Source organism: Angustibacter aerolatus (assembly GCF_054776675.1).
Window position 1 is genome coordinate 1 of record NZ_BAAHBM010000021.1, and the last position, 13,062, is coordinate 13,062.

The 13,062-nt window shown below is 75.7% G+C and carries 12 protein-coding genes and 1 pseudogene; 6 read left to right on the plus strand and 7 right to left on the minus strand.

The window, feature by feature from the left end:
• Positions 1 to 356 (plus strand): annotated as a pseudogene (locus ACYVI6_RS07305) (L-seryl-tRNA(Sec) selenium transferase); the annotation flags it as partial.
• Between the two features lie 53 nt (positions 357 to 409).
• Positions 410 to 646, plus strand: a complete 237-nt coding sequence (locus ACYVI6_RS07310; protein WP_460445740.1) for a hypothetical protein — start codon at positions 410 to 412, stop codon at positions 644 to 646.
• On the opposite strand, the gene ACYVI6_RS07315 is transcribed toward ACYVI6_RS07310, so the two are convergent.
• A complete protein-coding gene (locus ACYVI6_RS07315) occupies positions 612 to 2,303 on the minus strand; it encodes an ABC-F family ATP-binding cassette domain-containing protein (protein ID WP_460445741.1) in 1,692 nt (563 codons plus the stop codon). The two genes, ACYVI6_RS07310 and ACYVI6_RS07315, sit on opposite strands and share 35 nt — an antisense overlap.
• 140 nt (positions 2,304 to 2,443) lie before the next feature.
• Between ACYVI6_RS07315 and ACYVI6_RS07320 the strand changes: the two genes are divergently transcribed.
• Complete coding sequence (locus ACYVI6_RS07320; protein ID WP_460445742.1) at positions 2,444 to 3,385, plus strand: acyl-ACP desaturase; 942 nt, start codon at positions 2,444 to 2,446, stop codon at positions 3,383 to 3,385.
• A gap of 150 nt (positions 3,386 to 3,535) precedes the next feature.
• Complete coding sequence (locus tag ACYVI6_RS07325; RefSeq protein ID WP_460445771.1) at positions 3,536 to 4,858, plus strand: MFS transporter; 1,323 nt, start codon at positions 3,536 to 3,538, stop codon at positions 4,856 to 4,858.
• Between the two features lie 53 nt (positions 4,859 to 4,911).
• On the opposite strand, the gene ACYVI6_RS07330 is transcribed toward ACYVI6_RS07325, so the two are convergent.
• From ACYVI6_RS07330 to ACYVI6_RS07355, 6 genes are all read right to left on the minus strand, one after another.
• The gene (locus ACYVI6_RS07330) at positions 4,912 to 7,050 is read right to left on the minus strand and encodes a RecQ family ATP-dependent DNA helicase (protein WP_460445743.1); all 2,139 of its coding nucleotides are present in this window, start codon (positions 7,048 to 7,050) and stop codon (positions 4,912 to 4,914) included.
• Positions 7,051 to 7,119: 69 nt separating this feature from the next.
• Entirely contained in the window at positions 7,120 to 7,926 is an 807-nt protein-coding gene (locus ACYVI6_RS07335) for a DUF1206 domain-containing protein (RefSeq protein WP_284290725.1), read from the minus strand.
• Between the two features lie 73 nt (positions 7,927 to 7,999).
• Positions 8,000 to 8,425, minus strand: coding sequence for an alternative ribosome rescue aminoacyl-tRNA hydrolase ArfB (gene arfB / locus ACYVI6_RS07340; protein ID WP_460445744.1), 426 nt, complete (start codon positions 8,423 to 8,425; stop codon positions 8,000 to 8,002).
• Positions 8,426 to 8,428: 3 nt separating this feature from the next.
• Entirely contained in the window at positions 8,429 to 10,267 is a 1,839-nt protein-coding gene (locus ACYVI6_RS07345; protein WP_460445745.1) for a DNA polymerase, read from the minus strand.
• Between the two features lie 37 nt (positions 10,268 to 10,304).
• Positions 10,305 to 10,754: a SufE family protein gene (locus ACYVI6_RS07350; protein WP_460445746.1), complete on the minus strand. Its 450-nt coding sequence runs from the start codon at positions 10,752 to 10,754 to the stop codon at positions 10,305 to 10,307.
• Positions 10,751 to 11,632 (minus strand): sulfurtransferase, encoded by an 882-nt coding sequence (locus ACYVI6_RS07355; protein ID WP_460445747.1) that lies wholly within the window; start codon positions 11,630 to 11,632, stop codon positions 10,751 to 10,753. The genes ACYVI6_RS07350 and ACYVI6_RS07355 overlap by 4 nt, the downstream gene beginning before the upstream one ends.
• A 94-nt stretch (positions 11,633 to 11,726) precedes the next feature.
• Here ACYVI6_RS07355 and ACYVI6_RS07360 point away from each other — a divergent pair, with 94 nt between their 5' ends.
• Together ACYVI6_RS07360 and ACYVI6_RS07365 are read left to right on the plus strand one after the other, a co-directional pair.
• Positions 11,727 to 12,464 (plus strand): EcsC family protein, encoded by a 738-nt coding sequence (locus ACYVI6_RS07360; protein WP_460445748.1) that lies wholly within the window; start codon positions 11,727 to 11,729, stop codon positions 12,462 to 12,464.
• 207 nt (positions 12,465 to 12,671) lie between these two features.
• Positions 12,672 to 13,016 (plus strand): YkvA family protein, encoded by a 345-nt coding sequence (locus ACYVI6_RS07365; protein ID WP_460445749.1) that lies wholly within the window; start codon positions 12,672 to 12,674, stop codon positions 13,014 to 13,016.
• The last annotated feature ends 46 nt before the right edge of the window (positions 13,017 to 13,062 follow it).

A 13,062-nucleotide genomic window follows, 5' to 3' on the forward strand; every position in this document is an offset into this window, starting at 1 on the left:
AGCGGGTCGTGCTCGGCCTGGCCGTGGCGGCCGCGACGCCGCTCGACGCGCTGCACGCCCGGGCCGAGGTGCTGCTGCGCCGGCTGACCGGTCCGCTCGCCGCCCTGGGCGTCGCGGTGCTGGTCGTGCCGTCCGCGGCGACCGTCGGCGGTGGCGGAGCCCCGGGTCAGGAGCTCGACAGCGTCGCCCTGCAGCTGCCCGCGGAGCTGGCCGCGCCGCTGCGGCTGGGCACCCCACCCGTGGTGGGCCGGGTCGAGCGCGGCGCCCTGCTGCTCGACCTGCGCTCGCTGCCGGCGCAGCACGACGCGGCGCTCGGGTCCGCCGTCCTGGCGTGCGCGGGCACCCTTCGCGGGTGAGGATCGTTCACCGCACGACACCGCGACCACCGACCACGCAAGGAGCACCGCCGATGGCATCGCTGTTCGACCGAGTCGCCAAGCTGGCCCGCGACCCCCGCACCCAGCAGATGGTGAACAAGGCCGCCGTCAAGGCCAAGGAGGTGGCGAACGACCCGAAGAACCGGGCACGCATCGAGCAGGGCCGGGCGAAGGTGCAGGCCGAGATCGCCAAGCGCCGCGGTGGGGGCTCCGGCGGCACCGGTGGCCCCGGTGCTACCCCGACGCCGGGCGGCCCCGCCCCCCGCTGACGTCCACGGCGCGGGCCGGGTCGAGCTCGTCGACCCGGCCCGCGTCCACGTGCCACCGCCGGGTCGCCCGCACCGTGTCGAGCATCCGCCGGTCGTGCGTGACCAGCACGAGCGTGCCGTCGTAGGACTCGACGGCCTGCTCGAGCTGCAGGATCGCCGGCAGGTCGAGGTGGTTGGTCGGCTCGTCGAGCACGAGCAGGTTGACCCCCTCGGCCTGCAGCAGCGCCAGCCCGGCCCGGGTGCGTTCGCCGGGTGACAGGGTGCTCGCCGCCCGCAGCACGTGCTCGGCCCCGAGGCCGAACTTGGCGAGCAGCGTGCGCACCTCGGCGGTCGGCCGGTCCGGCACGTGCGCCGAGAACAGCTGCATCAGCGGCTGCTCGGCCACGAACGGCGACCGGCGCTGGTCGACCTCGCCCACGACGACGCTCGGCCCGAGGTGCACCTGGCCCTCGTCGGGTGCCAGCCGGCCGAGCAGCACCTCCAGCAGCGTCGTCTTGCCCGAGCCGTTGGCGCCGGTGACGACCACGCGGTCGCCCCAGTCGACCTGCAGGCTCACCGGTCCGAGCACGAAGTCGCCGCGGCGCACCACGACGTCGCGCAGCGTCGAGACCACCGCCCCGGCGCGCGGCGCCCGGGCGATCTCCATCTGCAGCTCCCACTCCTTGCGCGGCTCCTCGACCACCTCCAGCCGCTCGAGCATCCGGTCGGTCTGCCGTGCCTTCGTGGCCTGCTTCTCGGCGGTCTCCCGGGCGTGGTGGATCACGTTCTTGTCGTTGTCCTTGGCCTTGCGGAAGGCCTGCTTGGCGCCCTTGTCGGCCCAGCCGCGCTGCATCCGGGCCCGCGCCTGCAGGTCGCTGCGCCGCTCGTCGTACTGCTCGAACTCCTCGCGGGCGTGCCGCCGGGCGACCTCCCGCTCGCGCAGGAAGTCCTCGTAGCCGCCGCCGAACACGCGCACCAGGTGCTGCGCCAGGTCGAGCTCGACCACGGTCGTGACGGTGCGCGCGAGGAACTCGCGGTCGTGGCTGACGACGACCACGCCGGCGCGCTGCTCGCGCACGAAGCGCTCGAGGCGGTCGAGGCCGGCCAGGTCGAGGTCGTTCGTCGGCTCGTCGAGCAGGAACAGGTCGTAGCGCGACAGCAGCAGCGAGGCCAGGCCCGCCCGCGCGGCCTGCCCACCCGACAGCGTCGTCATCTCGGCGCTCAGCGCGGCGTCGAGCCCGAGATCGGCGACCACCTGCACGGCGCGCTCGTCGAGGTCGGCGCCACCGAGGTCGAGCCACGCCTGCAGGGCGGCTGCGTACTCGTCGTCCGACCCCGGCGCGCCCTGCTCGAGGGCCGCGGTCGCGGCGTCCATGCGGGCGGTGGCGGCGGCCACGCCGGTGCGCCGGGCCAGGAAGCCGGCGACGTCCTCGCCGGCCCGTCGCTCGGGCTCCTGCGGCAGGTGGCCCACCGACGCGTGCGCGGGGCTGCGGACGACGCTGCCCTGCTCGGGCTCGTCGAGGCCGGCCAGCAGCCGCAGCAGCGTCGACTTGCCGGCGCCGTTCGGGCCGAGCAGGCCCACGACGTCGCCGGGGGCCACGACCAGGTCGAGGCCCTCGAACAGCGACCTCGCCCCGAAGCCGGCTGCCAGGTCGCGGGTGACGATGGTGGCGCTCACGGGCCACGACGGTACCGAGCGGCTCGACGTCGCGTCGCAGGGGTTTCGCTCCAGCCGACACGCGCAGCGGTTGGCGCCGCCCAGGATCTGCGGGATGCTGCAGACGCACCCGTAACCTACGCAACCGTAAGGTGGAGACCGTGCCACAGGAGCTGACGCAGCTGCAGCTGCTGCAGGAGCTGGAGCCGGTGGTCGAGCGCGAGCTCGAGCGCCACCTCAAGGCCGCCAAGGAGTGGTTCCCCCACGAGTACGTGCCGTGGAGCCAGGGGCGGGACTACGACGGCGTCATGGAGGGCGTCGCCTGGGACGTCTCGCAGTCGCACGTGTCACCGGTCGCGCGCACCGCCCTCGTGGTGAACCTGCTGACCGAGGACAACCTGCCCAGCTACCACCGCGAGATCTCCAACACCTTCACCCGCGACGGCGCCTGGGGCACCTGGGTCGATCGCTGGACGGCGGAGGAGGGCCGGCACGGCATCGCACTGCGCGACTACCTGCTCGTGACGCGCGCCGTCGACCCGGTGCAGCTCGAGCGCGAGCGCATGCAGCACATGGCCGGCGGCTTCGAGCAGGGCCACGAGGAGATGCTCCGCTCGGTCGCCTACGTGTCCTTCCAGGAGCTCGCGACCCGCATCTCGCACCGCAACACCGGCCGGTTCACCGAGGACCCCTACTGCGAGCAGCTGCTGGCCCGCATCGCGCAGGACGAGAACCTGCACATGGTCTTCTACCGCAACCTGCTCGACGCGGCCTTCGACCTCGCGCCCGACCAGACCCTCGAGGCCGTGCGCGACGTCGTGTCGACCTTCCAGATGCCCGGGTACACGATCGAGGACTTCGGTCGCCGGTCGCTGCAGATCGCCATGAACGGCATCTACGACCTGCGCATCCACCGCGACGAGGTGCTCGCGCCGGTGCTGCGCAAGTGGAAGGTCTGGGACCGCGAGGGCCTGAGCGGCCGCGGTGAGGCGGCCCGCGAGGAGCTCGACAGCCTGCTGCAGGGCCTCGACCAGCAGGCCTCGCGGTTCGAGGACAAGCGGGCCACCTACCTGGCCCGCCAGGCGGCGCGTGCCCAGGCCTAGACCTGGGACGATGGGGGCGTGAGCGACGGCTCCGCCCCCACGACCGGCCCCACCACCCCCGGCCGGGACGGCGCGTCCGGTGCACCCGCTGGCCGACGTCCGGTGAGTCGGGTGGTGCGCAGGCCGCAGGCCGCGCACACGCCGACCCCGGTGCCGCGCGGTGCCTGGCTGGTGTGGGGCGTGGCGCTGGTCGCCTACCTGGTGGGGGTGCTGCAGCGCACCTCCCTGGGGGTGGCGGGCATCGCCGCGGCCGACAGGTTCCACGCCTCGGCCAGCGTGCTGGCGACGTTCGCGGTGCTGCAGCTGCTGGTCTACGCCGGGCTGCAGGTGCCGGTCGGGGTGCTCATGGACCGGGTCGGGCCGAAGGCGCTCATCGCGGCCGGCGCGTTCACCATGGCGGTCGGGCAGACCGTGCTGGGGCTGTCGCACGAGCTCACGCTCGCGATCGCCGGTCGCGTGCTCGTCGGTGCCGGCGACGCGATGACCTTCGTGTGCGTCCTGCGCGTGGTGACCGCCTGGTTCCCGGGCCGCCTCGTGCCGCTGGTCACCCAGCTCACCGGCATGACGGGTCAGCTGGGCCAGATCCTCAGCGCCGTGCCGCTGGTGGCGCTGCTGCACGGCCCGGGGTGGACGACGACGTACCTGTCGGCCGCGGCCCTGGGTGTGCTGGCCGGCGCCCTGGTGCTCATCGGCCTGCGCGAGCGGCCGCCCGGTGCAGGGCCGGCGCCGCGGTCGCCGTCCGGTCGCGCGGTCCGGCGTCAGCTGCTCGCCGCCCTGCGGCACCCCGGCACGCGGCTCGGCTTCCTCACCCACATGGCGACGCAGTTCTCCGCGACCGTCTTCGCGCTGCTGTGGGGGTTCCCGTTCCTGGTGGCGGGGGAGGGGCGGACGCCGGCGGAGGCGGGCACCCTGCTGACGCTGCTCGTCGTCGTCGCGATGATCACCGGGCCGTTCTTCGGCCGCTTCGTGGCCCGCCACCCGCTGCGCCGCTCGTGGCTCGTGCTGGCCATCATCGGCACGACCGCCTTCTGGTGGACCGTGCTGCTGCTGTGGCCGGGCCGGGCCCCGCTGTGGCTGCTGGTCGTGACCGTCGTGGCGACGGCAGCCGGCGGGCCGGGTTCGATGATCGGCTTCGACTACGCGCGGACGTTCAATCCGGCCGGCCGCGTCGGCAGCGCGACGGGCATCGTGAACGTCGGCGGCTTCCTGGCGTCGCTGGTGACCATGCTCGTGATCGGCGTGGTGCTCGACGCCTCCGGCACCGGCCGCGGCAGCGGTCGCACCGCCTCGTACTCGCTCGACGCCTTCCGCCTCGCCTGGTCGTTCCAGTACGTCGTCTGGGGGCTCGGCGTGGTCGGCCTGCTGCACGCGCGCAAGCAGGTGCGCGCCCGGCTGGCCCGGCAGGGCGTCGTCGTGCCGCCCATCCGCGAGGCGATCGCCCGCGAGCGCCGCGCCCGTCGCAGCCGCACCTGACCCGCTGAGCCCGTTGGCGCCTGCCTGGCACCTGCCCGGCGCCTATCCGGCGCCTACCCGGCGCTGGCGAGCACCAGCGGCAGCACGGCGTCGGCGCCGGCCAGGCGCAGCTCGCGGGCGGCCACGGTGAGGGTCCAGCGCGAGTCGACCAGGTCGTCGACGAGCAGCACCGGGCCGTCCACCGTGCGAAGCGCGTCGGCCAGCAACGGTCCGACCACGATCCGACCCCACACGCCGGCCAGCCGGAACGCGCTGTTGCCGCCCGCCTCGCCGGTGGGACCGCCGTCGACCAGGTCGAGCGGGGGCAGCAGCTGCAGCCGGCCGATGGTCGCCAGGCGCTCGGCGAGCGAACCGACCAGCTGCGGCCGCCGGCGGGACGGCACCTGCACGACGGCCACCGGTCGGCGGGCCCAGCCCCAGTCCCGCAGCACACCGACGCACGCCTCCACGAGCGAGTCGTCGACCGGCGCGTCGTCACCGCCGAGCAGCGCCGCGAGCCGCGACCCCCAGCCGAGGTCGCTCAGGCGGGCCAGCGCCCGTCCGGGCTCGGCGCGCTCCTCGGCGTCGATGCGGCCGCTCATCTCGACGCCCAGCCGCGGCATGCCGCTCGGCCACTGCGCGCGAGGGTCGATCTCGGTGCCGGCCCGGCGCAGCCGCGCACCGGCCCGGTCCTGCGCGTCCTGCGGCACGTCGCCCGGGTACCAGGCACCGGCGCACCGGTCGCAGCGACCGCACGGCTGCGCGGTGTCGTCGTCCAGCGCCTGCTGCAGGTAGGCCATGCGACAGCCCTCGGTGGCCTCGTACCCCACCATGAGCTGCTGCTCGCGCTCGCGGGCCGCGCTGACCCGGTCGTACCGCTCGGCGTCGTACGACCACGGGGCCCCCGTCGACGTCCAGCCGCCGGTCGCGCGCTGGACGGCGCCGTCGACGTCGAGCACCTTCAGCAGCAGCTCGAGCCGCGTGCGGCGCACGTCGACGACGGTCTCGAGGCGTGCGGTCGACAGCGGCTTCGGGGCGCCGGCGAGCGCGGCGAGCACCGCGTCGGCCTGCTCTTGCCGCGGCATCGACGCGCTGGCGAAGTAGCGCCAGATGTCGCGGTCCTCGTGACCGGGCAGCAGCAGCACGTCGGCGCGCTCGGTGGCGCGGCCGGCCCGCCCGACCTGCTGGTAGTACGCGATCGGCGACGAGGGGGCGCCGACGTGCACGACGAAGCCGAGGTCGGGCTTGTCGAAGCCCATGCCCAGCGCGCTGGTGGCGATCAGCGCCTTCACCCGGTTGTCGCGCAGGGCCTCCTCGAGCTCCTGCCGGTCGGCCGGGTCGGTGCGGCCGGTGTAGGCGCGCACGTCGTGGCCGGCGTCGCGCAGCACCGCCGCGAGGTCCTCGGCGGCCGACACGGTGAGCGCGTAGACGATGCCGCTGCCCTCGAGGCTGCCCAGGTGCGCGACCAGCCAGGCCACCCGCTGCTCGGCGGTCGGGAGCCGCAGCACCCCCAACCGGAGGCTGTCGCGCGCGAGCGGGCCGCGCAGGGTGCGCACGTCGTGGCCGCCCGCGCCGAGCTGCTCGGCGACGTCCTCGACGACGCGCGCGTTCGCCGTGGCAGTGGTGGCGAGCACCGGTGTGCCCGTGGGCAGCTCGACCAGCAGGTCGCGGATGCGGCGGTAGTCCGGGCGGAAGTCGTGGCCCCAGTCGCTCACGCAGTGCGCCTCGTCGACGACCAGCACCCCGCACCGGGCCGCCAGCTGCGGCAGCTGCTCGGCACGGAAGCGCGGGTTGTTCAGCCGCTCGGGGCTGACCAGCAGCACGTCGACCTCGTCGGCCGCCAGGGCCGCCGCGACCTGACCCCACTCGTCGGCGTTCGCGGAGTTCATCGTGACCGCGCGCACGCCGGCCCGCGCCGCTGCCGCGACCTGGTCGCGCATCAGCGCGAGCAGCGGCGAGACGATCAGCGTCGGACCGGCTCCCTCGGCGCGCCGCAGGGCGGTGGCCACGAAATAGACGGCCGACTTGCCCCACCCGGTGCGCTGCACGACGAGCACCCGCGCCCGGTCGGCGACGAGCGCGCGCACGGCGTCGAGCTGCCCCTCGCGGAAGCCCACGTCGTCGCGCCCGACGAGCCGGTGCAGCACCGCGAGCGCGCGGGCGTCGAGCTCGGGGTCGGTCGAGGTGCCGGACGGCGACGGGGTGGCTGGCATGACGACGACGCTACGGGGTCCGTCCGACAACCGCCGACCGCGCCTGCGGGCCTGTGGACGACGGCCGGCTCAGAGCCGGGCGTACCGCGAGCGGGCGAAGGAGTACAGGCCGTACGCCGCGATGCCGAGCCCCACGAGCGTCAGCAGCACCGGTCCCGACGGCTGCTCGCGGAGGGTCTTCAGGGCGGCGTCGAGGCCCCCGGCCTCCTTCGGGTCGTGCTGCACGGCGGCGACCACGAAGAGCACGCCCAGCACCCCGAGCGCCACGCCCTTGGCGACGTAGCCGGCGACCGCCAGCCGCTCGACGGTGCGGCCGGGGTGGCCGCGCAGGTCGTCGAGGAACTTCTTCCGCACGCCCTTGACCACGTGGTACGCGCCGACGGCGAGCACCCCGAGGCCCACCAGGGCCACCAGCACCTGCCCACCCGGTGCCTCCAGCAGCCGACCGGTCAGCGAGGTCGACTGCTGCTTCGACGACGAGCCGGAGCCGACGGCGAAGCGCGCCGCCGAGACGCCGAGCGCGGCGTACACGACCGCCTTGCCGGCCGCCTTCGCCCGGGCCTTCGCCTGGTCCGACCCCTGCCCCGACCCGCCGCGCACGGCCTCGGTGACCTGCCAGACAGCCAGACCGGCGAACCCCAGGACGCACAGCCACAGCAGGCCCTTGCCGAAGGCGTTCTTCGCCAGCAGGGCCATGGCCCCGGACTGGTCGGCGTCCTCCCCGCCACCGGTCCAGGCGACCTGCACCGCGATCCAGGCGAGCAGCAGGTGCACCACGCCGTTCGTGGCGTACCCGATGCGCGCCACCGTCTCGAGGCGGTCGTCGTCGCCCGCCTGCCGGGCGGCGTCCCGGGCTCGTGCCGCGTGCTGGCTCACTGGTTCGTCCTCCGCGTGTCGGCGTTCCCCGGGCGCCCGATCATCGCGTGCCCGGCCCGTGGCGTCGACCCGGTCACTCGGTGGGCGGCCGGCGCAGGCGCTTCGTCTGCCCCTGGCGGGTCTTCGCGTCCAGCCGTCGGCGCTGCGAGCCGCGCGTCGCCTTCGTCGGACGCCGGGCCGCCGGTGGCGGTGCCGTGCCGTCCCGCAGCAGCTGGGCGAGCCGCGCGCGCGCCGCCTCCCGGTTGCGCAGCTGCGACCGGTGCTCGGCCGCGACGACCGTGAGCACACCGTCGACCAGCCGGCCGCAGAGCCGGGCGAGCAGCCGCGCGCGGTCCGTTTCGCCCAGCGCCGGCGACCGCGCGACGTCGAACGACACCGCCACGCGCGAGTCGGTCGTGTTCACGCCCTGGCCGCCCGGGCCGGACGCGCGCGAGAACCGCCAGACCAGCTCGCCGGCGGGCACCGTCAGCCGGCCGGTCACCTCCAGGTCGTCGGGCACCGCTCAGTCCTTCGCCTCGGACCAGCGCCGCACGACCTTCACGTCGGCGACGAAGCGCACCCGCCCGCCGCCCGCCCACCCGGCGGCCACCTCGTCGAGACAGCGGTGCAGCAGGGCGGCGACCTCGGGCGCGACCTGCTCCGGAGCGTGCACGAGCAGCTCGTCGTGCAGGCACAGCACCACGCGCGCGCCCAGCGGCCGGGCCCGCGCGCGCACGGTGACCGCCCACGCCTTGAACAGCTCGGCCGCGGCGCCCTGCACGACGGCGTTGCGGGCGAACCGGCCGCGCCGGCCCTCCAGCCGGCGGCGCTCGGCGTCGTCGAGGCTCGGCGGCCCCGACCACATCGGCACCCGGCGGCCGCCCCAGGTGCGCACCGCCTGGCCAGCGCCGGCGGGCTCGTCGGCGTCGAGCAGGAACCGCATGGCCACCGGGTACGCCCGGTCCATGCCCGCGAGGGCCTGGCCGGCCGTCCCGGACGTCTGCCCGTACATCGCCGCCAGGACGGCCACCTTGGCGACCGGCCGCTCGACGCCGAGCCGTGCCGCGACCGGTGCGTAGAGGTCGTCGTCGGCCGCGGCCGCGACGAACGCCGGGTCGGCCGACACGGCGGCCAGCACCCGCGGCTCGACCTGCCCCAGGTCGGCGCGCACCAGCACGTGACCCGGCTCGGCCGCCACGGCGGGTCGCAGCTCGGCGGGCAGGTTGTGCAGCCCGGCCTGCGCGGTCATCCGGCCGGCCGCGCCGTCGCTGCCCGTCCAGGCACCGCGCAACCTCCCGTCGTCGCCGACGTGCCGCTCGAGCCAGCCGTAGCCGTACGTGGTGGCGATGCGCTCGGCCTTGCGCCAGGCCAGCAGGGCGTCCACCACCGGCTGGCCGCGCCAGGGTTCGAGGCGCCAGGAGCGGGTGTCGGGCAGGTCGAACCCCGCCGCGGCGAGCGCCGTGCGGACGGACGCCGGGTTGCGCAGGTCGACGTCGCGGTGGGCCGCCGGCAGCAGACGCCGGACGACGTCGTCGCGCTCGCGCCGGACGACGCCCCCGTGCGCCGCGTCGCGGGGCCGGGGCCCGGCGGCGTCCGCGACGAGCCGGAGCGCGGTGGGCACGTCGATCGGCAGGCCGTCTGCAGTCAGCTCGACGCAGAGCAGGTCCGCCGCCGACTCGGCGTGCGCCGTGGCCGTCCGGCGAGGGGCATCGTCGGGCTCGTGCTCGAGAGTCTGCACCTGCGCGGCCCGGGCGGCGTCCGCCGCGGCGGCCCAGGACGCCAGCCGCCCGGCGTCGGCGCCCCACCCGCCCTCGACCCACTCGGCGCGCAGGTAGCCGCGGGTGTCGACCGGCAGGTGCGACGCTGCCGCAGCAGCGGGGGTGGTGTCGCCGGGACCGGGATCGTCGTACGGCGCCAGCAGGTCGAGCTGCCCGGTCTGCGGTGCCCCCGCCGGGTCGAGCCCGCGAGCGACCGCCCACGCGAGCGGCGGCGCGTCGTCGCTGCCGCCGTGCAGCAGCCGGTGCACCGCCGCGACGTCCCAGCAGGTGGCAGGGCGCAGCCCGTGCAGCACGAGCGACGTGGCGGTCTGCCGCGCCGACCACCAGACCCACCGGGGCCGCAGCGCGTCCTCGAGCTCGGCCAGCACCGCCACGGTGGCCGCCAGGTCGTCGCCGGCGACCGTCCACGCGCGAGCGGCCGCCCAGAGCCCGGCGCCGACGGGCGCCGCGACGGCGAGGGCCACCGGGTCGCCGCGCTGCACGCCAGCCGCTCGCAGGGCGTCGACGAGGGCTCCCGGAGCGACGGGCGCCATGTCGCTCCCGGGCCCGGTCGCCCCCGCGGGCCCCGTCGTCGTCGCCGTCACGTCGCCCATCCTGGGCCAGCCCACCGACATCCGCGGATCAGGCCGCGTGGGCGCGCACCTGCCGCTTGATCCTCGACAGCATCGCCACCATGCCGCGCAGCCGCAGCGGGCTGACCGCCTCGGCCAGCCCGAAGCGGTACGGGGCGTCGTCCGGCACCGCCAGCACGTCGGCGACGGGCAGCCCGTCGAGCCCGGTGTGCAGGATCCCGGCGAACCCGCGGGTGGTGGGGGACTCGGGCGGGGCGCTGAAGAACAGGTGCACCGTGCCCCCGTCGACCTCCGTCGCGAGGAACAGCGGCGACTGGCACTCGTCGACCTGCTCCATCGCCTCGACGTGCAGCGCGTACCGCGGCGGCAGCTCGGGCAGCTCGTCGCTCAGCTCGAGCAGCAGCTGCAGGCGGTCGCGCGCGGTGACGGAGGTGAAGTCGTCCGCCAGCTCGGCCAGCGCCTCCGGCAGCGCGGCGTCCGCGTCGGTCGGCGTCGTCACCGCTCGGGCCCGGTCTCGATGGGCACGCGCACCGAGTTGCCCCACTCCGTCCACGAGCCGTCGTAGTTGCGCACGCGCTCGAAGCCGAGCAGGTGCGTCAGCACGAACCAGGTGTGCGACGAGCGCTCGCCGATGCGGCAGTAGGCGATCACGTCGTCGGACGGCCCGAGACCCTTCTCGCCCTGGTAGATGGCCTCCAGCTCCGAGCGGCCCCTGAAGGTGCCGTCCTCGGCCGCCGCCCGGGCCCACGGCACGCTGCTGGCGCCGGGCACGTGCCCACCGCGCATCGCGCCCTCCTGCGGGTAGTCCGGCATGTGCAGCAGCTCCCCGCTGAACTCGCCGGGGGAGCGCACGTCGACCAGCCGGCCGCCCAGGTGAGCCAGCACGTCGTCCTTGAAGGCACGGATCGCCGAGTCGTCGCGCTCGACCACGGGGTACTCGACCGGCGTCGGCGTCGGCGTCTCGCGGGTGGTCTCGCGCTCCTCGGCGACCCACTTCGCGCGACCACCGTCGAGCAGCCGGACGTCCTCGTGCCCGAACAGGCTGAACACCCACAGGGCGTACGCCGCCCACCAGTTGTTCTTGTCGCCGTAGACGACGACGGTCGTGTCGCGACCGATGCCGCGCTCGCCCATGACCTGGGCGAAGCGCTCGCCGTCGACGTAGTCGCGCGTCACCGGGTCGTTGAGGTCGACGTGCCAGTCGACCTTCACGGCCCCCGGCACGTGGCCCGTGTCGTAGAGGAGCACGTCCTCGTCGGACTCGACGACGACCAGGCCGTCGTCGCCGAGGTGGTCGGCGAGCCACTGCGTCGTCACGAGCCGCTCCGGGTGGGCGTACTCGGCGAGCTTCGGGTCGGTGTCCTGCGGCAGGGTCACGTGGGGCTCCTCGTCTGGGTCTGCCGGTGCCAACCCGGGGATGGTGGCAGGTCTTCCCCGGGTGGGTCGCGGCCGGCTCGGGCATGATCAGCCCGTGGACGACGCGACGCAGCAGGACCCCGGGAACGGCGACCGACCGGCCGACGTGGCGGTGCCGGGCGGCGGCAGCGCGCCGGGGACCACCCCACCCGCTCGCGGCGGCAGGGGCACCGCCGGGGCGGCCCGGCTCGTCGAGCGCCTGCTCGACGTCGGCATCGACGGACGCGGCCCGTTCCCGTCCGCCCAGGCCGTCGCCGACGCGGCGATGGCGGAGCACCACGACGTCGAGCGGGCCGTCGACGCGGTGGTGCGCTCGCACCTGAAGGCCGCTGCCGCGGGAGGCTTCGTCACCAGCCTCGGCGGCTTCGTGACCATGCCCGTCGCCGTCCCCGCGAACGTCGTCGGCTTCTACGCGGTGGCCACCCGGGCGGTCGCGGCCGTGGCCGCCCTGCGCGGCTACGACCTGCGAGACCAGGGCGTGCGCACCGCAGTCGTCCTCACGCTGGTCGGGGCCGACGCGAACGACCTCCTGCGCAAGGCGGGGATGTCGACGACGGGCGGGCTGGCCGGGCTCGCGACCCGGCGGCTGCCGGGGCCCGTGCTCATGGCCCTGAACAAGGGCATCGGCTTCCGCCTGGTCGGCCGCGCCGGCCGCTCTGCGCTGTCGCGCCTCGGCCGGGGCGTGCCGTTCGTCGGCGGGGTCGTGGGTGCCGGGGTGGACGGCTACCTCCTGAAGCAGATCACCGACCACGCCCGACGCGAGTTCCCCCTGCGACTCGTGGCCGGGTCCTGAACCACGGCGCCGCGACGCGCCACGACGTGCGGGAACCGACCGGTCGGGTTCGCCGTCTGACACGACGAGGCCGCCGACCGCGCGACCGACCGACGGAGGGTGACGATGGCTGCACGATCGCGACAGACGTCCGGCACGGCCTGGTCGACCCTGTGGCGGCTGCTGCGGGGATCGCTGCGCCCCGGTGAGCCCGGTCTGCCCGATCGCGTGCGTGCCGTGCCCCGGCTGGTGCGCGCCGTGCACAGCGGCGAGTACACCGGCACGACCGGCACGCGGCTGATCGGGCTGGCGCTCGCCGCCGGCTACGTGCTGTCGCCGATCGACCTCGTGCCCGAGGTGCCGCTGGGCCTGCTGGGGCTCGGGGACGACGCGTTCGTGCTCAGCTGGTTGGCTGCCCGCCTGCTGGGCGAGACCGACGCCTTCCTGCGGTGGGAGCGCGCGGGCGAGGACGAGAGCGGACGCCGCCGGTTCGGGCGCTGGCGTCGACGTGGGGAGCGGCACGCGTCCGAGGCTGGCCGACCCGACGTCGTGCCCGGGCAGGTCGTGCGCTGACGGTGGACGGCCGTCGCCCGTCCACAGGCGCGGCCTGTGGACGCCG

What these genes read in the sequence shown, in the direction of transcription:
- ACYVI6_RS07330 (WP_460445743.1), bottom strand. Translation starts at nt 7,050, where the DNA reads ATGCCAGCCACCCCGTCGCCGTCCGGCACCTCGACCGACCCCGAGCTC.
- ACYVI6_RS07310 (WP_460445740.1), top strand. Translation starts at nt 410, where the DNA reads ATGGCATCGCTGTTCGACCGAGTCGCCAAGCTGGCCCGCGACCCCCGC.